The sequence below is a fragment of the Streptomyces sp. R-74717 genome (assembly GCF_047305335.1).
In the GTDB taxonomy this organism is placed as follows: Bacteria; Actinomycetota; Actinomycetes; order Streptomycetales; family Streptomycetaceae; genus Streptomyces; species Streptomyces atratus.
The window spans coordinates 6,407,119-6,428,744 of record NZ_CP102361.1; the positions used below are offsets into that span (position 1 = coordinate 6,407,119).

Sequence of the window (21,626 nt, forward strand, 5' to 3'; positions counted from 1 at the left end):
GGACGCCGCATCAGGCGTTTGCAGTCACTTGATGAATGCTGTTCACCGCTGCCGCAGCGCGAACCACAGTTCCGTCCGTACGTCCATGTCGTCCAGGTCCGCGTCCAGCAGCGTCGCGCAGCGGGCGATGCGTTGGCGGACCGTGTTGCGGTGGACCTGGAGGGCCGTTGCCGTGCGGTCCCAGCTGCCGTGGAGACTCAGCCAGCAGCGCAGGGTCTCGGTCAGGGGCTCGGTGAGCGGGGCGAGGAGGGCGCGGGCGTGGGCCTCGGCCTGGGCCGGGGGGATCAGGGCGGCCAGGCCCGCTCCGGTGTCGGTGTGGTGGTGGGCCAGTGGGGTGCGGGTGGCCACGGCTCGGCCCAGGGCGCGGGACGCCTGGCCGTCGGCGAGATCGAGGGCCGTGATGGGTGCGGGGGCGGAGGCGCCGAGCGTCCAGCCGGGCTGCGGGGTGATCCGGTCGCCGCCGGGGACCAGCACCCTGACGGCGTCGCCGCCCCGGCCCGCGTCGACCAGGGCCGAGCCCAGAGCGGCGCCCAGTGCGCCGGCGGTCAGCGGGTCGACCGGGGCGTCGCCGCTGCGGCGCGCGTGCACCACCGTCCACTGCTCGGCGCCACCGAGCAGCGGGGCGACATCCTGCGGGTCCGTACCCAGCAGCATCCGTACGAGCGCGGCCGACCGGCCCGCCGCGTCGGCGCCCTGATGCGGGGCGGCCAGCAGGGAGAGCAGGACGACCGCGACCCCGGCGATCGTGTGGTCGCCCGCCTCGCGCCGGTCCGTCGCCAGCGCCAGGACGAGGCCCTGGCCGCCGCCCAGTGCGTACGCGGACAGGTGCGCGTCCCGCACCGTGTCGGTGGCGGACGACGGGGCGGGGCGCGTCACGGCGGAGACCACCCGGGTGAGCCGGGCCAGCGCCGCCCCGATGTCGGCTGCCGGGCAGCGGCCCGCCGCGTGCAGCTCCTCGCCCTCCGCGGAGAGCAGCACCGCCCGGCCCTCCAGCTGGGCCGCCAGCTGGTGCAGCACCGCGGGGATCGGGTCGGGCCGGGCCGCCGCCGTGGCCAGGGCCTGCTGGGCGCGGGTCACCCGGCGCAGCTCGCGGTGCCGGGCCTCGGCCATCAGTCGCCACACCGCCCGGGCGATCGCCGTGAACGGGGTCTCGGGCGGCACCTCCACCAGCGGCAGACCATGCCGGTCGCACGCCTCGATCAGTGCCTGCGGCACCGTGTCGAACACCGGCGCCACCCCGAAACCGAGCGCCGCCGCCCCCGCCTCCACCAGCCGGGCCACATAGGCGTCCGGGTCCTTGAGCAGCACCCCGGCGCTCAGCAGCAGCTCACCACCGAGCAGATACGGGTACGGGTCGGCCATCTCCGAGGTGTGCACCCACAGCAGATCCGCCTCGGCCGGCCCCGCGATCCGGTGCAGCCCGAGATCCTCGCGGGACAGCAGTTCGGTGAGCGGGATCGGGGGAGTGGGAGGAGAGGGGGGAGCGGGCGGGGTGAGCCCGGCCGAGGCTTCAGGCATGGACGGTCCATCCATCGGTGACTTCAATTATGGATGAAACGTACACTTCAGCGTTGCTTGCGGGCCACCTACCGTCTTCACCACGTACGACGTGCGCACATGACTGAAACGGAGGAAGCCCATGGCTGTCGACTACGCGGTGATCATCGTCTATCTGGCCGGCATGCTCGCCATGGGCTGGTGGGGCATGCGCCGCGCCAAGTCCAAGAGCGAATTCCTGGTGGCGGGTCGCCGCCTCGGCCCCTGGATGTACTCCGGCACGATGGCCGCCATCGTCCTCGGCGGCGCCTCCACCATCGGCGGCGTCGGCCTCGGGTACCAGTACGGACTCTCCGGCGCCTGGATGGTCTTCACCATCGGCCTCGGACTGCTCGCCCTGTCCGTCTTCTTCTCGGCGCGCATCGCCCGGCTCAAGGTCTACACCGTCTCCGAGATGCTCGACCTGCGCTACGGCGGCCGGGCCGGGCTCATCTCCGGTGTCGTCATGTGGGCGTACACGCTGATGCTCGCGGTCACCTCGACCATCGCGTACGCCACCATCTTCGACGTCCTGTTCGACATGAACCGGACCGTCGCGATCATCCTCGGCGGCGCCATCGTCGTCGCGTACTCGACGCTCGGCGGCATGTGGTCGATCACGCTCACCGACATGGTGCAGTTCGTCGTCAAGACCATCGGTGTGCTGCTGCTCCTGCTCCCCATCGCGGTGATCAAGGCGGGTGGCTTCAGCGAGATGAAGGCCAAGCTGCCCACCGAGTACTTCGACCCGCTGGGCATCGGCGGCGAGACGATCTTCACGTACGTGCTGATCTACACCTTCGGCATGCTGATCGGCCAGGACATCTGGCAGCGGGTGTTCACCGCGAAGAGCGACCGGACGGCGCGCTGGGGCGGCACGGTCGCCGGTACGTACTGTCTGGTGTACGCGATCGCCGGCGCCGTCATCGGCACCGCCGCCAAGGTCCTGTACCCGAAGCTGCCCAGCGCGGACGCCGCGTTCGCCACCATCGTCAAGGACGAACTGCCGGTGGGTGTACGAGGGCTGGTCCTGGCCGCCGCACTGGCCGCGGTGATGTCCACGTCCTCCGGTGCGCTGATCGCCTGCGCCACCGTCGCCAACAACGACATCTGGTCCCGACTGCGGGGCGTGGTGTCGCGGGGCGGCGGCGAGGAGCACGACGAGGTGAAGGGCAACCGGGCCTTCATCCTCATCATGGGTGTCGCCGTCATCGCCATCGCCATCGCGCTCAACAACGTGGTCGAGGCCCTGACCGTCGCGTACAACCTGCTCGTCGGCGGGCTGCTGGTGCCGATCCTGGGCGGTCTGCTGTGGCGCCGGGGCACGGCGGCAGGTGCGCTGGCCTCGGTGGCCGTCGGTGGCCTCGCGGTGATCGGCCTGATGGCGTCGTACGGAATCCTCGCCAACGAACCGGTCTACTACGGCCTGCTGTCCTCGCTGGTGGTGTACGTGGTCGTCTCGCTGGCCACCAAGCCGACCGACTCGGCTGTGCTGGCCGCCTGGCGCGAGCGGCTGGCGGGGCGGGGCGGCGAGACCACGGAGACCGCCCCGGAGCCGGTCACCGCGTAAGGCGTTGTCCGCACGCGCCGGACGGGCTTGATTTCGAATATCGTACGAACGCCCACAAAGCGTGCAGCACCCCGCGTCACCACGCGTCACCACGCATCGCAACAAGAAAGGCACCCCCATGAGCAGCAACGAAACGCCGCGCGGTCCGATCGACTCCTCCCGCGTCCCGCGGTACGCCGGACCCGCGACGTTCGCCCGGCTGCCCCGCCTCGACGAGGTCCCCGCCGCCGATGTCGCCGTCGTCGGCGTGCCCTTCGACACGGGGGTCTCCTACCGCCCCGGTGCCCGCTTCGGCGGCAACGCGATCCGTGAGGCGTCGCGCCTGCTGCGCCCGTACAACCCGGCGCAGGACGCCTCGCCGTTCGCCCTCGCACAGGTCGCCGACGCCGGTGACATCGCCGCGAACCCGTTCAACATCAACGAGGCCGTCGAGACGATCGAGGCCGCCGCCGACGACCTCCTCTCCACCGGCGCCCGCCTGATGACGCTCGGCGGCGACCACACCATCGCGCTGCCGCTGCTGCGTTCCGTCGCTAAGAAGCACGGCCCGGTCGCCCTGCTGCACTTCGACGCACACCTCGACACCTGGGACACCTACTTCGGTGCCGAGTACACCCACGGAACCCCGTTCCGCCGGGCCGTCGAGGAGGGCATCCTCGACACCTCCGCCCTCTCCCACGTCGGCACCCGCGGCCCGCTCTACGGCAAGCAGGACCTGGACGACGACGCGAAGATGGGCTTCGGCATCGTCACCTCCGCCGACGTCATGCGCCGCGGTGTCGACGAGGTCGCCGACCAGCTGCGCCAGCGCATCGGCGACCGGCCGCTCTACATCTCCATCGACATCGACGTCCTGGACCCGGCGCACGCCCCCGGCACCGGCACCCCCGAGGCCGGCGGTCTGACCTCCCGCGAACTCCTGGAGATCGTCCGCGGGCTGTCCTCCTGCAACCTGGTCTCCGCCGACCTGGTCGAGGTCGCCCCCGCGTACGACCACGCCGAGATCACCTCCGTCGCGGCCTCCCACACGGCGTACGAACTGACGACGATCATGTCCCGCCAGATCGCAGAGGCCCGTACGAAGTGAGCCACGACCACCACGACGAGCGCCCGCAGCTCACTCTTGAGCAGATCGCGGCCGCCCTGACCCCCCCTGGCGGACGCAACGGCGGCGACCTCGTCGTCGAGACCCTCCAGGGCCTCGGCGCGACCACGGTCTTCGGCCTGCCCGGCCAGCACGCGCTGGGCATGTTCGACGCGCTGCGCCGCTCGGCCCTGACGTACATCGGCCTGCGCGTCGAGAACAACGCCGGCTTCGCCGCCGACGCGTACGGCCGGATCACCGGGGAAGTGGCGCCTCTGCTGCTCTCCACCGGGCCGGGGGCCCTCACCTCCCTCGCCGCGCTCCAGGAGGCGGCGACGGCCTCCGCTCCCGTGCTGGCCATCTCCAGCCAGATCCCGACCGCGGGTCTGGGCGGCGGACGCCATGGCTACCTGCACGAACTGAGGGACCAGAAGGCGTCGTTCCGCGACATCGTGAAGTCGGTCCACACCGTCCGTACGGCCTCCCAGATCCCGTCGGCGATCGCCGCCGCCTGGGAGTCCGCGCTGAGCGCCCCGCACGGCCCGGTCTGGATCGAGATCCCGCAGGACGTACTCCTCGCCGAGACCACGCTCCCCGTCGTCACGGCGATGGACGCCGCCCCGCCCGTCCTGCACCCCCGCCCCGAACTGGCCGCCGTGGCAGCGCACCTGCTGTCGAACGCCGAGCGTCCGGCGATCATCGCGGGCGGCGGAGTCGTACGCTCCGACGCGTCCGGCAAGCTGCTCGCGCTCGCGGAGAAGCTCGACGCCCCGGTCGTCACCACCTTCGGTGGCAAGGGCGCCTTCCCGTGGGAGCACCCGCTCTCGCTCCAGTCCTGGCTGGAGGACCGCCACACGACGGACTTCCTGGAGTCCGCCGACGTGCTGCTGGTCATCGGCTCCGGACTCGGTGAACTCTCCTCGAACTACCACACGTTCGCCCCGCGCGGTCGCGTCATCCAGATCGAGGCCGACGCCGGCAAGCTGGAGTCCAACCACCCCGCACTCGGCATCCACGCCGACGCCCGTGAAGCCCTGGCCGACCTCCTCGATGCGGTCGACCGCCGCGAGGACCCGTCGGCGTCCCACCGTGTCCGTACGGTGCTCGAAGCGGTACGGGACAGGATCGCCGGCCAGGAACTCACCCTGGAGCAGCGGCTCATCGCCTCGGTCCGCCGGGCGCTGCCCGACACGTCCCCGAGCTTCTGGGACATGACGATCCTCGCCTACTGGGCGTGGTCCGCCTTCGACGCCCGCCACCCGAACACGATGCACTCGGCCCAGGGCGCGGGCGGTCTCGGCTACGGCTTCCCGGCCGCGCTCGGCGCGGCGGCGGCCGACCGTACGAAGCCGGTCCTGGCGGTCTCCGGCGATGGCGGCGCGATGTACTCGATCGCGGAACTGGCCACGGCCCGCCAGTACGACCTCCCGGTCACCTGGCTGATCGTCGACGACGGCGGCTACGGCATCCTGCGCGAGTACATGACGGGCGCGTTCGGCGAGGCCACGGCGACAGAACTCTCCCGCCCCGACTTCGTCGCCCTCGCCGAGTCCTTCGGCGTACCGGCGGTCCGTACGACCCCCGAGACGCTCGCCGACGACCTGGCGAAGTCCCTCGCGGAGCCGGGCCCTTCGGTGGTCGTGCTCCCGGCCCTGCTGAGGATGTTCGAGCCGACGCATCTGTGACGCATCCGTAGGGCGCCAGCCCGCTGCCCACCCGCGCATCCGGTCGCCCCGGACACGCGGGTGGGCTCATTTCTTCGGCGGGTGTTCCTTCGCGATGAGCGCCGCCTGATCCTCCAGACCCCGGCGAAACTCCAGCCGCTCGTCGCCCTCGAGTCTGCTGGGCACGTCCTTGGCCGGCGGCAGGAAGTCGGGGATCGACCGGAAGACCGGGTCGGCCGCCGCCCCCTGGCCGCGTATCCGCGCCTGTACCAAGTAGTGGCCGACCTCCCGCAGAGGGTCTCTGAGAATGGGCTCCGGCCGCGCGGCGGCCTTCGCCACGTTCTCCGGTCGTCCCAATCTGTGGTGCTCGTTCTGTGCGAGCCTCTGCAGGGCCGCGATCGCCGCGTAGAGCCGGCCGCAGCGGTACGCCTCGGCGTGCCGGACCGGCTGACCGCTCGTCATGATTCCTCCTCGTCACCGTGCCGGACTGCACCGGGTCATCGATACCCGCGCGCAACCGGTGAGGAACCGCACAGATCGGGGCGCGCAACTTTTTGGCCGGTCGCGAGTCGTTACTGACAGGTGTGCCGGGGGCGCGCCGTACGGATCCACTCAGGGGGACACACCGCATGAAAGAACAGCCTCGTATATTCCGCCGTGCGCGGGGCGCGCTGTCCGTCGCGCTCGCCGCAGGCGTGCTCGCACCCGTGGCGCTCGGCGCCTCGCCCGCCGCCGCCGCGACGCCGACGGTGAGCTGCACATCCGGTAAGGCGGGGCTGGCCGCCAAGCTGTCCAAGGACATCACCGCCGCACTCAAGGGGCGGAAGTCGACGACGGCCGTGGCGCTCTACGACCGGACCACCAAGACGACGTGCTCCTTGCGGGCGACCACGAAGTACGACTCCGCCAGCGTCGTGAAGGCGACCGTGCTGGCGACGCTGCTCTGGGACAACAAGAAGCACAACCGCCATCTCACCCAGCGCGAGATCAACCTCACCACCGCCATGATCACCAAGTCCGACAACAACGCGACCACCAGCCTCTGGAAGCAGCTCGGGGTGACCAAGGTCAAGGCGTTCCTGAAGGCCGCCGGGATGACACACACCGTGCCCGGCTCCGGTGGCTACTGGGGGCTGACCCAGATCACCGCCCAGGACGAGCAGCGGCTGCTGACCCTGCTGACCACCAAGAACTCCGTGCTGAGCGACAACGCGCGGACGTACGAGCTGGGCCTGATGCGCAAGGTCGTCTCCTCCCAGCGCTGGGGTACGCCGACCGGTGCGCCGTCCGGCGTGACCGTCCAGGTCAAGAACGGCTGGCTGCCGCGCGCCACCCACGGCTGGCGGGTGCACAGCATCGGCGCCTTCACGGGCAAGGGGCACGACTACGCGATCACCGTGCTCACCCAGGACAACAAGACGATGAACGACGGCATCAACACCATTCAGGCCGTCGCCCGCGCCGTGCACAAGGACCTCAACCCGGCCGCCGGCGCGTTGACGACGGTCGCCCCGCCCGCCGCCCCACAGGAAGCGGTGCCCGCGGTACCGGAGGCACCGGCGGTACGGATGCTCACCGCGACGCCGCGGTCGTAGCCGACGGGGCCGAAGCTGTCCTCGATCACCGGACGCGGCATGCCCGTTCGGCGATCGAGGACGCAGTGGGCTGCGGCGACCGACCGGCCTCGGCCCCGGTCAGCCGCCGACCGCCTGCGCATCGGCAGCCGCCTCGGCCGTCGTATCCGCCGCCTCCACCTCGGAACCCCCATGGGCCGTGAACGCCACCCGCATCGTGTCGCCGTCGAGCTCCATGCTGAACGTCGAGTCCATGGCCCGCGCCAGGCGGGCCAGCAGTGCGACGGTCGGCAGCGTGCCGCCCAGTTCAAGTTTCGACACCTGCGGCTGAGTCATCCTGGCGCGCCTGGCCAGCTCGGTCTGCGAGAGCCCGGCCTCGGTCCGGCGGTCGTACACGGCCTGCCCGAGGTCGTAGCGGAGCCGGATCTCCTCGCGACGTTTCTCCACCTCGGCATCTTCGGCGATTCCCTGGGCGACCTTCTTGTCGCGGGCGATCTTCCAGTGTGCGTGGCTGACCATTACCGGTCCTTCCTCTCCGCATCCACATCGCGGGTGTACACATCGTGTGCCGCTTCGTGCTCGGCCTCGCATAGTGCTTTGGTCCGCCTGGCTCGTGCCACCTCCGTGCTCTCCCGCTGCCGGGTCTTGCGGAAGACGGTGAGCAGAACGGTCCTCCGGCCGGGTGCGAGCCAGTAGGGAATCCTCGTGGAGTCCCGATTGCGGCCCAGGTGGAATCTCAGTTCCCGGACACCGTCGCCGAGATGCCGGGAGTACGGCTCTCCGAGCGTGGTCGGCCGTTCCCGCAGCAGGTCGGTGATGTGCTCGACCGCGAGATAGTCGTCGCCGCGCAGATTCATCAACCACAGCCGAACCTCGGGTTCGATCTCGATGGTGTAGCCACTGTCCATATGCTGGAACGTATAGATGTCTCAGTGTATGACGAGGTGGGTTTGTTGTGCATTCGTCCATATGGGTGAGCGCGCGTAGGACCGATGACGGACCGGCCTGCATCGCAAGACCCGTCTTTGTAACGGCGGGATGAAATCCGCTGCCCACCGCGTTGGTGCCTTGCGGTAGGCCAGGTCGAACGGGAGGCACCGGTGACGGACGCAGGGGACGCAGAGGGCGCGGCGCAGGCCCCGGGCTGGGCTCGGCGGCTGAGTGGCTACGCGTGGCGCTACCGGCGCAATGTGCTGCTGGCGCTCGGCTCGTCACTGGCCGGCATGGCGGTGATGGCCCTCGTCCCGCTGATCACCAAGGTGATCATCGACGACGTCGTCGGCGAGCACACGCGTTCCCTGGCCGTGTGGACCGGACTCCTCGTGGTCGCCGCCGTGCTGGTGTACATATCCACGTACATCCGCCGCTACTATGGCGGCCGGCTCGCCCTCGACGTACAGCACGATCTGCGTACCGAGATGTACGGGACGATCACCCGCCTGGACGGGAAGCGTCAGGACGAGCTTTCCACCGGACAGGTCGTCGGGCGCGCCACCAGCGACCTGCAGCTGATCCAGGGGCTCCTGTTCATGCTCCCGATGACCATCGGGAACGTGCTGCTCTTCATCATCTCCCTGGTGATCATGGCGTGGCTCTCGCCGCTGCTCACCCTGGTCGCGATCGCTGTCGCCCCCGCCCTCTGGTACATCGCCCGCCGCTCCCGCTCCCGTCTCTTCCCCGCCACCTGGTACGCCCAGGGGCAGGCCGCCGCCGTCGCCGGAGTCGTCGACGGGGCCGTCTCCGGGGTCCGGGTCGTCAAGGGGTTCGGGCAGGAGGAGCAGGAGACCGGCAAGCTGCGCGAGGTCGGGCGCAGGCTCTTCGCCGGACGGCTGCGGACGATCCGGCTGAACTCCCGTTACACCCCCGCTCTCCAGGCCGTCCCCGCGCTGGGCCAGGTCGCGATGCTGGCCCTCGGCGGCTGGCTCGCCACCCGGGGCGAGATCACCCTCGGCACGTTCGTCGCGTTCTCCACCTACCTCGCCCAGCTCGTCGGCCCGGTCCGGATGCTCGCCATGGTCCTCACCGTCGGACAGCAGGCCCGGGCAGGCGTCGAGCGCGTACTGGAACTGATCGACACCGAGCCGACCATGAAGGACGGCAGCAAGGAACTCCCGGCCGACGCCCCCGCGAGCGTCGAGTTCGACGACGTACGGTTCGGCTACGACGATGAGCGCCCCGTCCTCGACGGCTTCTCGCTGACCATCGAGCCCGGTGAGACCGTCGCCGTCGTCGGCGCGTCCGGCAGCGGGAAGTCCACCGTCTCGCTGCTGCTGCCCCGCTTCTACGACGTGACGCACGGCGCCGTCCTGGTCGGCGGCCACGACGTCCGCGAACTGACCCAGCAGTCCCTGCGCGCCGCCATCGGCCTCGTACCGGAGGACAGCTTCCTGTTCTCCGACACCGTCCGCGCCAACATCGCCTACGGATTCCCGGACGCCACCCAGGAACAGATCGAGGAAGCGGCCCGCGCCGCTCAGGCCGACCGGTTCATCGCGGACCTGCCCAAGGGCTACGACACCAAGGTCGGCGAGCACGGACTCACCCTCTCCGGCGGCCAGCGCCAGCGCGTCGCGCTCGCCCGCGCCATCCTCACCGACCCCCGGCTGCTCCTCCTCGACGACGCCACCTCCGCCGTCGACGCCCGCGTCGAGCACGAGATCCACGAGGCGCTGCGGCAGGTGATGGCAGGGCGGACGACCCTCCTGATCGCCCACCGCCGCTCCACCCTCGGCCTCGCCGACCGGATCGCCGTCCTGGAGCACGGCAGGCTCGCCGACATCGGTACGCACGAGGAGCTGGAGCGCCGCTCCGCGCTCTACCGGCGGCTGCTCACCGACCCGGACGAGCTGGGCGGCACCTCGCCCGGACACCAGCGGCTGACCACCGCCGCCGACACGTCCCCCGAGGACGACCGGGCGCTCCAGGAAGAACTGGACGCCGAGTTCGACGCCGAGCGCGGCATCAGTCCCCACCTGTGGATCCGCAAGGAGGAGCCGCGCGACACCGGTGCGGCCGGCATGCCCGCGACGCCCGAGCTGCTCGCCCAGGTCGAGGCCCTGCCGCCCGCCACCGACACACCCGACATCGACGAGGCGCGGGCCGTCCGCGCCGAGGAGTCGTACGGGCTGCGCAGGCTGCTGCGCGGCTTCGGGATGCCGCTCCTGGTGAGCCTGGCGCTGGTGGCGGTGGACGCGGGCGCCGGACTCCTGCTGCCCGTACTGATCCGGCACGGCATCGACCAGGGCGTCTCGCAGCTCGCACTCGGTGCCGTCTGGGCGGCGTCCGCGCTGGCCCTGGTGGTCGTGCTCGTGCAGTGGGCGGCCCAGATCGGCGAGACCCGGATGACGGGCCGCACCGGCGAGCGGGTGCTGTACTCGCTGCGGCTGAAGATCTTCGCGCAGCTCCAGCGGCTCGGCCTGGACTACTACGAACGCGAGCTGACCGGCCGCATCATGACCCGGATGACGACGGACGTGGACGCGCTGTCGACGTTCCTGCAGACCGGCCTGGTCACGGCCTTCGTCTCCGTCGTCACCTTCTTCGGCATCATGGTCGCGCTGCTGGTACTCGACGTACAGCTGGCCCTCGTCGTCTTCGCGACGCTGCCGGCGCTGGTCATCGGTACGTTCTTCTTCCGCCGAAAGAGCGTCAAGGCGTACGAGCTGGCCCGGGAACGCATCAGCGTCGTCAACGCCGACCTCCAGGAGTCCGTCTCCGGGCTGCGGATCGTGCAGGCGTTCCGCCGCGAGCGCGACGGCGCGGACCGGTTCGCGGGGCGCAGCGACCACTACCGCGAGGCCAGGGTCCGCGGTCAGTGGCTGATCTCGGTCTACTTCCCGTTCGTGCAGCTCTTGTCGTCGGTGGCCGCGGCGGCCGTACTGATCGTGGGCGCGGGCCGGGTCGACAACGGCACGCTCACCACCGGTGCGCTGGTCGCGTACCTCCTCTACATCGACCTGTTCTTCGCCCCGGTGCAGCAGCTCTCCCAGGTCTTCGACGGTTACCAGCAGGCCACCGTCTCCCTCGGCCGTATCCAGGAACTCCTGCGGGAGCCGACGTCCACCGACGCCCCGGACGAACCGCTGGACGTGCTGTCGCTGCGCGGCGAGATCGCCTTCGAGGACGTGTCCTTCGCATACGGCTCCGGCGACGACGCCGAGGAAGCCCTCATCGGTGTCGACCTGCGGATCCCGGCCGGTCAGACGGTCGCGTTCGTCGGCGAGACGGGCGCCGGGAAGTCCACCCTCGTCAAGCTCGTCGCCCGCTTCTACGACCCGACGGGCGGCCGGGTCACGGCGGACGGCACCGATCTGCGCCGCCTCGACCTCACCGCGTACCGGCACCGGCTCGGAGTCGTACCGCAGGAGGCCTACCTCTTCGCCGGTACGGTCCGCGACGCCATCGCGTACGGGCGGCCCGAGGCCACCGACGCCGAGGTGGAGGCGGCGGCGCGGTCGGTCGGCGCCCACGACATGATCGCCACCCTGGACGGCGGCTATCTGCACGAGGTCGCCGAGCGGGGCCGTAACCTCTCGGCCGGCCAGCGCCAGCTGATCGCACTCGCCCGCGCCGAACTCGTCGACCCGGACGTCCTGCTGCTCGACGAGGCGACCGCCTCCCTCGACCTGGCCAGCGAAGCCCTGGTCAACCAGGCGACGGACCGGCTCACCGGCCGCCGCACCACCCTCGTCGTCGCCCACCGGCTGACGACCGCCGCCCGCGCCGACCGGGTCGTGGTGATGGACCACGGCCGGGTCGTCGAGGACGGTACGCACGACGAACTCCTCGCCCGGGAAGGGCACTACGCCGTGCTGTGGCGCACCTTCATAGGGGAGGACGAGCCCGCGGGGGTGTGAGAGCCGGGCCCGTCCACCGGTTCACCTGCCGATGCCGGAGATCTTGCCGGTCTGCAGGTCCGACCGCACGGTCAGATACGAGTACGTGGGGTGCTTGCCGTTGCTCCAGGTGAGCCGCACCTTCGACCAGGTGTGGCCCGCACCGCTGTCGCCGGAGGTGATCCGGAAGGCGAGCGGGGTGTTCTGGGCGCGGAGCACACCGTCCGCGTGGTTGCGCTTCTCCCACGTCTTCAGCTGGGTGCGCAGGTGGGGCGTCAGATAGAACGTCCTGAGTTCGGTGGCGAGCTTGCCGCCGCCCTCCGCCGTGACGGCGTCGAGGTAGGCGGCGTAGAAGTGGGCGACCTGCTGGAACGCCGGAGTGCCGGCGTCGCTGCGTACCGGCGCCGCGGCCACCGGGGCCTGCGGGGCCGCCGCGGCGGCCGGGACAGCGGCGACGGCGGTGAGGAGAGCGGTGGCGAGCAGCGTCCGGCCGATGGCGCGCCGGCTGCGGGGGCCCTGTGAGTTGCGGAGTTGGAGCATGGCAGTTCCTGCCTTTCGTATGGCTCTGTCCTGTTGGAGCCATGCTGTGGCGATTCGGTTGCTCCGAAGGCGGAGCGCGCCGGGTGCAACCTCCGGATGGCCTCCTGCGTCGTACGCAAGTACGTGTAAGTGTCGAGCAAGGGTGTACGTGTTCGATCGAACGATGGGGCTGCTGGTGATCAGAGGGACCGGAAAAGCCGGAGTGGTCGGCGGGGGCGGAGGCGGCCGGGGGTGCCGGATGCTCGTGCGTCTGTTCGTCCTGCCGCTGGTGGCCGCCGTCGGTCTGGTGCTCGGCGGCAGTGCGGCGAACAGCGCCGACGGCGCGACGGCCTGCGCCGGGCGCCCCGCGAAGACGGTCGAGTTCAAGACCGGCGAGCTGCGCGTCTACAAGAGCCGCTCCTATGCCTGCGCGGTCGCGGTCGCGAAGAAGTCGGGTCCGCGCCGCAAGATGTCCGTACGCATCCAGGCGCGCGGCGGCAGCCCCGTCACCGACAGCGGCAGATACACCCGACAGGCCGGCCCGGTGACGGTCCACGCGCTGAACCGGTGCGTCCGGGCCTCGGCCACGATCTCGGGAAAGTCCGGCTCCACGGACTGGATTCTCTGCTGACGGCGCAGGCTCGTCGTTGCTCCGTGCCAACAGGGTCTGGCGGCAGAGGTGTTGCCCCGCTAGGTTCACGACGTCTGTTGTGAATCAAGGGGAGGGTGCATGCGCAAGGCGCTCAGAGGGTTCCTGTCGCTCGCGGTACTTATCGGCACAGTGAGTGCGACGGGTGCCTCGGCCGGGGCGGCCACCGCCGCGGAACCGACCACGTTCCGGAGCACGGCCGGCAGTGACAGCGGCACGAGCACGGACATCAAGGACCGCATCCTGGCCATCCCGGGAATGAGTCTCATCGAGGAGAAGCCGTACGCGGGCTACCGCTACTTCGTCCTCGACTACACCCAGCCGATCGATCACCGGCACCCGTCCAAGGGCACCTTCCAGCAGCGCATCACCCTGCTGCACAAGGACACGTCCCGCCCGACGGTCTTCTACACCAGCGGCTACAACGTCTCCACGAACCCCAGCCGCTCCGAGCCGACCCGGATCATCGACGGCAACCAGGTCTCTCTGGAGTATCGGTTCTTCACCCCGTCCCGCCCGGCGCCCGCCGACTGGTCCAAGCTCGACATCTGGCAGGCCGCCAGCGACCAGCATCGCGTCTTCACCGCGCTGAAGCAGATCTACTCCAAGAACTGGCTGACCACCGGCGGCTCCAAGGGCGGCATGACCGCCACGTACTTCGAGCGCTTCTACCCCAAGGACATGGACGGCGTCGTCGCCTACGTCGCGCCCAACGACGTGGTCAACAAGGAGGACTCGGCGTACGACCGGTTCTTCGGACACGTCGGCACCAAGGAGTGCCGCGACAAGCTGAACGGGGTGCAGCGCGAGGCGCTGATCCGCCGCGAGCCGCTGGAGAAGAAGTACGAGGAGTACGCCGCCGAGAAGGGCTACACCTTCAACACCGTCGGCTCGCTCGACAAGGCGTACGAAGCCGTCGTCATGGACTACGTCTGGGCGTTCTGGCAGTACAGCCTGCTGTCCGACTGCGACACCCTCCCGGCCGACGCCAAGAACGCCCCCGATCAGGCGATCTGGGACTCGATCGACTCGATCTCCGGCTTCTCCGCCTACGCCGACCAGGGCCTGGAGAAGTACACCCCGTACTACTACCAGGCGGGCACCCAGCTCGGTTCGCCGGACATCGAGCAGCCGTGGCTCGGCAAGCTGAGCCGGTACGGATACCAGCCGCCGCGCAACTTCGTGCCGCGCTCCATCCCGATGAAGTTCCAGCCGTCGGTGATGCGCGACGTCGACAGCTGGGTGAAGCACCACGCCAACCACATGCTGTACGTGTACGGGCAGAACGACCCGTGGGGCGCGGAACGCTTCCGGCTCGGGGCGGGCGCCCGTGACAGCTACGTCATGACCGTGGCAGGCGGCAACCACGGCTCCAACGTGGCCGGGCTCGCCGACGACGACAAGGCGAAGGCCACCGCGGCCATCCTGCGCTGGGCGGGCGTCGCCCCGGCCGCCGTGCAGGACGACCCGGCGAAGGCGAAGCCGCTCGCGAAGTTCGACGAACGGCTCGACAAGCGGGACGTGATGAACGAGCGCGGGCTGCGGCCGTAACCGGTCCTTGCGCGAAGCCGTACCAAGGAAGGGGCTGTGCGGGTGCACAGCCCCTTCCCGGTTGCCGGATCTCTAGTACGTCAGGCCGTACCCGACCGGGTACAGCACCCGTGCCGGATCGTCCGCGCGCTGCACCGGCACCGGCAGGGTGCCCTCCGGTTCGGCGCGGCCCGCGATCACCCGGGCGGCGGCCCGCAGTTCGACATCGGTCCAGGAGTACGTGGCCAGGTTCGCCGCGAACCCGGTCCCGGACAGCTGGGCGATGTCGTACGGATTGCGGATCGCGACCGTGATCACCGGGATGCCGGTTGCCGCGAGGGCGCTCACCAGGGTGCGCTGCGAGCTGGTCGCCGAGACGTTGTACGTCCCCACGATCACCGCGTCCTTGCCCTGTGCGGCCGCCACCGCCGCGTCGATCTTCGCCTTGGTGGGGGCGGTGCCGGTAGACAGCGCGGTTGCCGCGTAACCGAGTTCGCCGAAGGCGGTGGCCAGGGTGGTGGTCGGCGGCCCGGTGGTGCCGGACGGGGAGGCCGGGTCGGCGCCGACCACGAGGAGGTTCTTGTGGGAGCGGCGGGAGAGCGGCAGCACCGCGCCGTCGTTGGCGAGCAGGGTGGTCGTGCGCTCGGCGATCCGGTCGGCGGCGGCGAGATGGGCCCGCGTCCCGACGGTACGGTCCACTCCCGCACGGCTGACGAACGGGTTGTCGAACAGCCCGAGCTTCGTCTTCAGCCGCAGGATGCGCAGGATCGATTCCTCGATCCTGGCCTCGCTGATCTCACCGCTCTTCACGGCCTCCAGGACGGCGTTCCAGGAGACGCCGAGGTTCGGCGGGTTGAGCAGCTGGTCGACGCCCGCCCGGAGCGCGAGGACCGGCACACGCTCGTCGCCGTACTTGGTCCGCACGCCCTCCATGCCGAGCGAGTCGGTGACCACGACACCGTCGTATCCGAGCTCCTCGCGCAGGATGCCGGTGAGGATCGGGCGGGACAGCGTCGCCGGGTCCTGTGCGGGGTCCAGTGCCGGGACCACGATGTGTGCGGTCATGATCGAGTCGATGCCCGCGGCGATCGCGGCCCGGAACGGCGGCTCGTCCAGCTCCGCCCACTGCTCCCGGGTGTGGCGGATGACGGGCAGACCGGTGTGGCTGTCCGTGTTGGTGTCGCCGTGGCCCGGGAAGTGCTTGGCGGTCGAGGCGATGCCGCTGCTCTGATACCCCTTCACCTGGGCGGCGACCATCCCGGCCACGGACTGCGGGTCGGAGCCGAAGGAACGTACGCCGATCACCGGGTTGGCCGGGTTGACGTTGACGTCGGCGTCCGGGGCGTAGTTCTGGTTGATGCCGATCGCGGCCAGTTCGGCACCCGCGATCTGCCCGGCCCGGCGGGCGTCGGAGCGCGAACCGCCGGCGCCCAGCGCCATCGCGCCCGGCATCAGGGTGGCGGGCTCGCCGACGCGGCAGACGATGCCGTGCTCCTGGTCGGTGGAGACGAGGAGCGGCAGGGGGGTGGGGCCGGCGAGGCCGGCGCGCTGGATGCCGTTGGAGAGGTCGGCGATCTGGTGCGGGTCGCGGGTGTTGTGCGCCCAGGCGAAGTAGATGATCCCGCCGACGTGGTACTTGGCGATCATCTCGGCGGCGGTACGGACCCCGATCTCCGCCATGTTGGCGTCGATGTCGGCCTGGTCGGGCTCGGTGGCGGAGTGCCCGTACACCCGCATCACGAAGAGCTGCCCGACCTTCTCCTCCAGGGTCATCCGGGAGATGAGCCGCTTGAGGCGCTCGGTGGTGGCGGCTGAGGTGTGGTGCCCGCCGCCGTGCCCGCTGCTCGCGGACCTCTGGGCGGCGACGGCGCCGGGGGCGACGACCCCGCCCGTGACGGCGGCTGCGGCGGTCGCGGCGGTGGCGGTGAGGAGGGTGCGTCTGGAGGTGCGGTGGTGCACGTGAGCTCCTTCGGCCGTACTCGGGGACGAGGGGGTGGTGAAAGAAACTTCCAAGGAGCACGGATATCCAGAAAATAACTTCCGGTCAAGGGTCCGGACCGTTTTGAGCCCGTCCGGTGATCGGGGAGGTGTGGGCGAATCCGGGCAGGTCCGGTGATCGGGGCGCGGGGCCGGGACCCCTACCTCAGCCCCGCCGCGGCCCCGTGCGCCTGGAGTGCCGACACCGCCGCCGTGATCGCGGGCCGCCGGGCCGCCTCCGTACGCCACAGCGCATACAGCCGACGCACCGGTACGGGATCGAGCGGCACCGCCACCACCCCCGCCGGCAGCGGCCCCCGCCCCAGTCGCGGGATCAAAGCAACCCCGAGACCGGCGGCGAGCAGGGCCAGTTGGGTGTGGTTCTCCTCCGCCCGGTGTCGGATGTCGGGCTCGTAACCCGCCGCGCGCAGCGTCCGTACGAGCCAGTCGTGGCAGACCGTCCCCGGCGGCTGGCAGATCCACCGCTCCTTCGCCAGCTCCTCGCGCCGCACCGCGTCCCGCCCGGCGAGCCGATGGCCCTCGGGCACCAGCAGATCGCACCGGTCGTCACCGATCACCGCCTGCGCCACCCCCTCCGGGGCGGGCAGCGGGGCGATGTCCCAGTCGTGCGCGACCGCCAGATCGATCACGCCCTTGGCCACCAGGTCGACCGAGAGATGCGGATCGACCTCGGTCAGCCGGACGTCCAGGACCGGATGGTCCCGGTCCAGCCCAGCCAGTACGCCGGGCAGCAGCCCGCGCGCCGCGGACGCGAACGCGCCGATCGACAGCCGCCCCGTGGGCAGCCCCCTGCGCTCTTCCAGCGTCGTCTCCGCGCGCTCCACGATCGCCAGCAACTGCTGGGCCGTCTCGGCCAGATGGAGCGCCTCCTCGGTCAGTGCGACACCGCGCCCGCGGCGTTCGAGGAGGGTCGTACGGGTCTCCCGCTCCAGCTTGGTGATCTGCTGCGAGACCGCCGACGGGGTGTAGCCGAGCGCGGCGGCGGCGCCCGCGACGGAGCCATGGACGGAGATGGCGTGCAGTGCGCGCAGCCGGGACAGGTCGAGCACCGGAACCTCCTGGATGCGGGCCCTCGCGATTCATTAGCAACGCTCAATTCCACCATGAAGAAATCTGCGCTGGTGCTACATGGTCGGTGCGGGTGATCCTCGGTGCATGCGTCCCCTCCACATCGCCCTGGCCGCCCTGGTGGCCGCCGTCTGGGGTGTCAATTTCGTCGTCATAGAGGTCGGCCTCGGGCACTTCCCCCCGCTGCTCTTCTCCGCCCTGCGCTTCCTGGTCGCCGCGCTGCCCGCGGTCTTCTTCGTCGGCCGGCCCAAGGTCGCGTGGAAGTGGATCGTGGGTGTCGGGCTCGTCCTCGGAGTGGCGAAGTTCGGGCTGCTCTTCATCGGCATGGACCGCGGAATGCCCGCCGGCCTCTCCTCCCTCGTGCTCCAGGTCCAGGCGGTCTTCACCGCCCTCTTCGCGGCGCTCGCACTGGGTGAACGGCCGGGAAAGGTCCGGGCGTTGGGCATGGGGGTGGCCCTCGTGGGCATCGGGGTGGCCGCGGTCGACGAGGGCGCGAGCGGACCCGTACTCGCCTTCGTCCTGGTGATCGCGGCGGCGGCCTGCTGGGGTGTGTCCAACGTACTGACCCGCAAGGCCGCGCCGCCCGACTCCCTCAACTTCATGGTCTGGGTCTCGACCGTGCCCGTGCTCCCGCTGCTGGGCCTCTCCCTCCTCCTCGAGGGCTGGGACCGCGATGCCGATGCGCTGGCCGCGCTCGACTGGAGCGGCGTCGGGATCATCGTCTACGTCGCCTGGATCACCACCGTCTTCGGCTTCGGGGCCTGGGGCTTCCTGCTGCGCCATCACCCGGCCTCGTCGGTGGCCCCGTTCACCCTGCTCGTCCCGGTCTTCGGGATGTCGTCGGCCGCGCTGCTGCTGGGCGAGTCGGTGAGCCCGCTGCGGTGGTGCGCGGCGGCGCTGCTGGTCGGCGGGGTGGCCCTCACATCGCTGGCGGGGGCGCGGCGGACGCGGGCCGGTGCGACGGAGACACCGGAACCGCAGCCCGCGCGCGCCTGAACCCCGGTCGGCCCCTACTGCTTGGGCGCGCCCAGGCGCAGCAGGTGCTCCCGCCCCGCGCTCAACAGCCCCGGCAGCTCCGCCGCCCCCGGGTGCCACCGCTTCTCGTACTCCCAGCAGACCCAGTCGTCCGGGTCCAGCGTGTCCAGACAGGCCCCCAGCGGCAGCACCCCGGCACCCAGCGCCAAGGGCTCGGTGTCCTCGGCCGATGCGATGTCCTTCACCTGTACGTAGCCCAGGTGCGGGGCCAGCACGGCATGGCTCGCGGCAGGTTCCTCGCCCGCCAGCCAGGTATGCATGATGTCCCAGAGTGCACCGATCTGCCCGTGCCCGACCGTCCCGACGACCCGGGCCACATCGGCGCCCGCCCGGTGCGAGTCATGGGTTTCGAGCAGGATGCGTACGCCCAGGTCGGCGGCGTGCGGAGCGGCGGCGGCCAGTCGGCGGGCGGCGGTCGCATCGGCCACGGCGGGGTCCTGGTCACCGCCGCCCGGGAAGACCCGGACGTTCTTCGCACCCAGGTCGTGTGCCAGCTCCACCAGCCCGGCGAGCTCGTCCAGCGCGGCCCGGTCGTCCCCCTCGGCCGCGGCCCGGACATACCCGGCGACGGTCAGGATCTCGACGCCGCCCTTCTTGAACTCCTCGACGACATCGGCCCGTTCGAGCGCCGAGATGCCCGGGTGCACCGGTTCCTCGGGGTGGGCGCGCAGCTCCACCCCCTGATAACCGTGCTCTGCGGCGAGCCGGACGACATCGGCCACCGGCATCCCCGGCACTCCGAGGGTCGAGAAAGCGAGCTTCACGTGCGTGTTCCTTCCATCGGTACGTGCCACCGAGCCGTACGCGTCGGACAGCGGCCGGCACATCATCGGCCCGGGGCGTGACATACCGATACCCCCGCCCGGGGGAGGAATCAGCGGGAGGAACCGTCGGCGACGGGGAAGCCGTCCGTGGTGACGACGATGTCCCGGCCTTCCAGCGGCAGGACGAGATCCTGCCCGAAGGGCACCTCGTCCTCGTCGCGATAGGTGCCGGTACGGGTCGGGTGCTGGTAGATGGTGCAGGTGCCCGTCGACGGGTCGATGATCACGTAGACGGGGATACCGCACTCGGCGTACATCCGGAACTTCTTGCTGAAGTCGTTGTCCTGGGTGCTCTTGGACACGACCTCCAGCACCGCCTCCAGACTGTGCCACTCGAACCGGCCGCGGCTGTTGCGCTCGGAACCCGGAGCGATGATGGCGAGATCGGGCGCGTAGCCGTACAGGCTGGACGGGAAATCGATCATCACGTCCGACAGGATGTCGCCGTGGTTGGCGAGCTGCTGCTCGATCTGCGGGGCCGCCTTGAGGATGACTTTCCACTGGTTCTCGCCCTGCGGCGTCATGGTGATCTTCCCGTCCGTGATCTCGACGCGGTAGCCACGGGGCAGGTGGACACCGTCCAGCGCGTCCCAGGCGCTTGCCGTGTCCATCGTCGTGGTCGTCATGCGGTCCTCCCGAATGCCGGTATTTACACGATATCGCGTAGGTCACACCCGCGGCGGCGCCGTCGACCCCCGCACCATCAGCTCCGCCGCGATCGTGGCGATGCCGCCCGGCGGCGGCGTCTCCTTGCCCATCGCCAGCCGGCCCGCCCGCGCGCCCGCCTCGAAGAGCGGCAGTCGTACGGTCGTCAGTGCTGGTACCGCGTCCACCGAGAACGGCAGATCGTCGAAGCCCGCCACCGAGATGTCCTCGGGGATGCGCAGACCGCGGTCCCGGATCGCCGCACTTGCGCCCAGCGCCACCGTGTCGTTGGCGGCGACAACAGCCGTCACCTCCGGTTCGCGGCGCAGGAGTTCGAGGGTGGCGTCGTAGCCGGAGCGGCGGTCGTAGGGGCCATGGACGGTGAGGCGCTCCTCGTCGCCGGCGAGGCCCGCCGCTCTCATCGCGTCGCGGTGACCCTCAAGACGGTGCCGGGTCGTCGTCCGCTCCAACGGGCCCGCGACATAGCCGATCCGCCGGTGGCCGAGTGACAGCAGATGCTCGGTGAGGCGACGCCCCCCGCCCCGGTTGTCGAAGGCCAGTGCGGCCACGACCGCCTCGCTGTCCGGCAGCGGGGGCCGCCCGCACAGCACCACCCGGGTGCCCGCGTCCGCGAGTTTCGCCAGCTTGGCGGAGATCGCTGCCTGGTGCGCCGGGTCCTCCACGGCGCCTCCGGTCAGGACGACGGCCGCGGCGCGCTGGCGCTGGAGCAGGGTGAGATAGGTGAGTTCGCGCTCGGGGGAGCCGCCGGTGTTGCAGACGATGGCGAGCTTCTCGCCGCCCGCCCGGCCCGAACCGTCCCCGGGTCCGCCGATCTCGGTCTGCGCCGCCCCCGCCATGATTCCGAAGAACGGGTCGGCGATGTCGTTGACCAGGATGCCGACCAGGTCGGACGTGGCCGCAGCGAGTGCACTCGCGGGCCCGTTGAGCACATAGTCCAGGTCGTCCACCGCGCGCAGGACCCGCTCCCGGGTGGATGCGGCCACCGGGTAGTTGCCGTTCAGCACGCGGGAGACGGTGGCCGGGGACACCCGGGCGCGGGCCGCCACATCCGCGAGGGTGACTGTCATCGCTTCC

At 70.7% G+C, this 21,626-nt stretch carries 18 protein-coding genes; 8 read left to right on the forward strand and 10 right to left on the reverse strand.

Translation table 11 applies throughout. From position 1 onward, the window contains the following. Positions 1–42: 42 nt before the first annotated feature. Entirely contained in the window at positions 43–1,533 is a 1,491-nt protein-coding gene (locus tag NRF20_RS29400; RefSeq protein ID WP_413753597.1) for a PucR family transcriptional regulator ligand-binding domain-containing protein, read from the reverse strand. A 106-nt stretch (positions 1,534–1,639) separates the two neighbouring features. Between NRF20_RS29400 and NRF20_RS29405 the strand changes: the two genes are divergently transcribed. The 3 genes from NRF20_RS29405 to NRF20_RS29415 all read left to right on the forward strand — a co-directional run bounded on the left by NRF20_RS29405 (position 1,640) and on the right by NRF20_RS29415 (position 5,875). Then, entirely contained in the window at positions 1,640–3,106 is a 1,467-nt protein-coding gene (locus NRF20_RS29405) for a sodium:solute symporter (RefSeq protein ID WP_266361379.1), read from the forward strand. Between the two features lie 118 nt (positions 3,107–3,224). Beyond that, on the forward strand, positions 3,225–4,193 hold the full coding sequence (speB, locus tag NRF20_RS29410) for an agmatinase (protein WP_266361380.1): 969 nt from the start codon (positions 3,225–3,227) through the stop codon (positions 4,191–4,193). Beyond that, a complete protein-coding gene (locus NRF20_RS29415) occupies positions 4,190–5,875 on the forward strand; it encodes a thiamine pyrophosphate-binding protein (RefSeq protein ID WP_413753598.1) in 1,686 nt (561 codons plus the stop codon). The genes speB and NRF20_RS29415 overlap by 4 nt, the downstream gene beginning before the upstream one ends. A gap of 66 nt (positions 5,876–5,941) precedes the next feature. Here NRF20_RS29415 and NRF20_RS29420 read toward each other — a convergent pair whose 3' ends face one another. Then, a complete protein-coding gene (locus NRF20_RS29420; RefSeq protein ID WP_398628839.1) occupies positions 5,942–6,316 on the reverse strand; it encodes a hypothetical protein in 375 nt (124 codons plus the stop codon). A 167-nt stretch (positions 6,317–6,483) separates the two neighbouring features. On the opposite strand from NRF20_RS29420, the gene NRF20_RS29425 reads away from it, so the two are divergent. Beyond that, on the forward strand, positions 6,484–7,449 hold the full coding sequence (locus NRF20_RS29425; protein ID WP_398628838.1) for a serine hydrolase: 966 nt from the start codon (positions 6,484–6,486) through the stop codon (positions 7,447–7,449). Positions 7,450–7,548: 99 nt separating this feature from the next. Here NRF20_RS29425 and NRF20_RS29430 read toward each other — a convergent pair whose 3' ends face one another. Next, complete coding sequence (locus NRF20_RS29430; protein ID WP_398628837.1) at positions 7,549–7,947, reverse strand: helix-turn-helix domain-containing protein; 399 nt, start codon at positions 7,945–7,947, stop codon at positions 7,549–7,551. After that, the gene (locus tag NRF20_RS29435; protein WP_398628836.1) at positions 7,947–8,336 is read right to left on the reverse strand and encodes a type II toxin-antitoxin system RelE/ParE family toxin; all 390 of its coding nucleotides are present in this window, start codon (positions 8,334–8,336) and stop codon (positions 7,947–7,949) included. The genes NRF20_RS29430 and NRF20_RS29435 overlap by 1 nt, the downstream gene beginning before the upstream one ends. A 192-nt stretch (positions 8,337–8,528) precedes the next feature. Between NRF20_RS29435 and NRF20_RS29440 the strand changes: the two genes are divergently transcribed. Then, on the forward strand, positions 8,529–12,284 hold the full coding sequence (locus tag NRF20_RS29440) for an ABC transporter ATP-binding protein (protein ID WP_398628835.1): 3,756 nt from the start codon (positions 8,529–8,531) through the stop codon (positions 12,282–12,284). 21 nt (positions 12,285–12,305) lie between these two features. On the opposite strand, the gene NRF20_RS29445 is transcribed toward NRF20_RS29440, so the two are convergent. Continuing rightward, positions 12,306–12,803 carry a hypothetical protein gene (locus NRF20_RS29445; protein WP_398628834.1) on the reverse strand — a complete coding sequence of 166 codons (498 nt, stop codon included), beginning with the start codon at positions 12,801–12,803 and terminating at the stop codon, positions 12,306–12,308. Between the two features lie 238 nt (positions 12,804–13,041). Here NRF20_RS29445 and NRF20_RS29450 point away from each other — a divergent pair, with 238 nt between their 5' ends. Continuing rightward, positions 13,042–13,413: a hypothetical protein gene (locus tag NRF20_RS29450; RefSeq protein ID WP_398628959.1), complete on the forward strand. Its 372-nt coding sequence runs from the start codon at positions 13,042–13,044 to the stop codon at positions 13,411–13,413. A gap of 99 nt (positions 13,414–13,512) precedes the next feature. Beyond that, entirely contained in the window at positions 13,513–14,982 is a 1,470-nt protein-coding gene (locus NRF20_RS29455; RefSeq protein ID WP_413753599.1) for a S28 family serine protease, read from the forward strand. A 72-nt stretch (positions 14,983–15,054) separates the two neighbouring features. Here the strand turns inward: NRF20_RS29455 and NRF20_RS29460 are convergent, their stop codons facing one another. Beyond that, complete coding sequence (locus tag NRF20_RS29460; RefSeq protein WP_266361390.1) at positions 15,055–16,920, reverse strand: glycoside hydrolase family 3 protein; 1,866 nt, start codon at positions 16,918–16,920, stop codon at positions 15,055–15,057. 179 nt (positions 16,921–17,099) lie between these two features. Further along, a complete protein-coding gene (locus tag NRF20_RS29465; protein ID WP_413753600.1) occupies positions 17,100–18,008 on the reverse strand; it encodes a LysR family transcriptional regulator in 909 nt (302 codons plus the stop codon). 106 nt (positions 18,009–18,114) lie between these two features. Here NRF20_RS29465 and NRF20_RS29470 point away from each other — a divergent pair, with 106 nt between their 5' ends. Continuing rightward, complete coding sequence (locus tag NRF20_RS29470; RefSeq protein WP_413753601.1) at positions 18,115–19,023, forward strand: EamA family transporter; 909 nt, start codon at positions 18,115–18,117, stop codon at positions 19,021–19,023. Positions 19,024–19,037: 14 nt separating this feature from the next. Here NRF20_RS29470 and NRF20_RS29475 read toward each other — a convergent pair whose 3' ends face one another. The 3 genes from NRF20_RS29475 to NRF20_RS29485 all read right to left on the reverse strand — a co-directional run bounded on the left by NRF20_RS29475 (position 19,038) and on the right by NRF20_RS29485 (position 21,619). Further along, a complete protein-coding gene (locus NRF20_RS29475) occupies positions 19,038–19,826 on the reverse strand; it encodes a sugar phosphate isomerase/epimerase family protein (protein WP_413753602.1) in 789 nt (262 codons plus the stop codon). Between the two features lie 110 nt (positions 19,827–19,936). Further along, on the reverse strand, positions 19,937–20,512 hold the full coding sequence (locus NRF20_RS29480) for a Uma2 family endonuclease (RefSeq protein WP_413753603.1): 576 nt from the start codon (positions 20,510–20,512) through the stop codon (positions 19,937–19,939). 42 nt (positions 20,513–20,554) lie between these two features. Further along, positions 20,555–21,619, reverse strand: a complete 1,065-nt coding sequence (locus NRF20_RS29485; RefSeq protein ID WP_413753604.1) for a LacI family DNA-binding transcriptional regulator — start codon at positions 21,617–21,619, stop codon at positions 20,555–20,557. Between the last annotated feature and the right edge of the window lie 7 nt (positions 21,620–21,626).

Coding starts and splice junctions, on each gene's coding strand:
- NRF20_RS29455 (WP_413753599.1), top strand. CDS start 13,513: ATGCGCAAGGCGCTCAGAGGGTTCCTGTCGCTCGCGGTACTTATCGGC.
- NRF20_RS29420 (WP_398628839.1), bottom strand. CDS start 6,316: ATGACGAGCGGTCAGCCGGTCCGGCACGCCGAGGCGTACCGCTGCGGC.
- NRF20_RS29400 (WP_413753597.1), bottom strand. CDS start 1,533: ATGGATGGACCGTCCATGCCTGAAGCCTCGGCCGGGCTCACCCCGCCC.
- NRF20_RS29425 (WP_398628838.1), top strand. CDS start 6,484: ATGAAAGAACAGCCTCGTATATTCCGCCGTGCGCGGGGCGCGCTGTCC.
- NRF20_RS29445 (WP_398628834.1), bottom strand. CDS start 12,803: ATGCTCCAACTCCGCAACTCACAGGGCCCCCGCAGCCGGCGCGCCATC.
- NRF20_RS29480 (WP_413753603.1), bottom strand. CDS start 20,512: ATGACGACCACGACGATGGACACGGCAAGCGCCTGGGACGCGCTGGAC.
- NRF20_RS29430 (WP_398628837.1), bottom strand. CDS start 7,947: ATGGTCAGCCACGCACACTGGAAGATCGCCCGCGACAAGAAGGTCGCC.
- NRF20_RS29435 (WP_398628836.1), bottom strand. CDS start 8,336: ATGGACAGTGGCTACACCATCGAGATCGAACCCGAGGTTCGGCTGTGG.
- NRF20_RS29405 (WP_266361379.1), top strand. CDS start 1,640: ATGGCTGTCGACTACGCGGTGATCATCGTCTATCTGGCCGGCATGCTC.
- speB (WP_266361380.1), top strand. CDS start 3,225: ATGAGCAGCAACGAAACGCCGCGCGGTCCGATCGACTCCTCCCGCGTC.
- NRF20_RS29450 (WP_398628959.1), top strand. CDS start 13,042: ATGCTCGTGCGTCTGTTCGTCCTGCCGCTGGTGGCCGCCGTCGGTCTG.
- NRF20_RS29485 (WP_413753604.1), bottom strand. CDS start 21,619: ATGACAGTCACCCTCGCGGATGTGGCGGCCCGCGCCCGGGTGTCCCCG.
- NRF20_RS29470 (WP_413753601.1), top strand. CDS start 18,115: ATGCGTCCCCTCCACATCGCCCTGGCCGCCCTGGTGGCCGCCGTCTGG.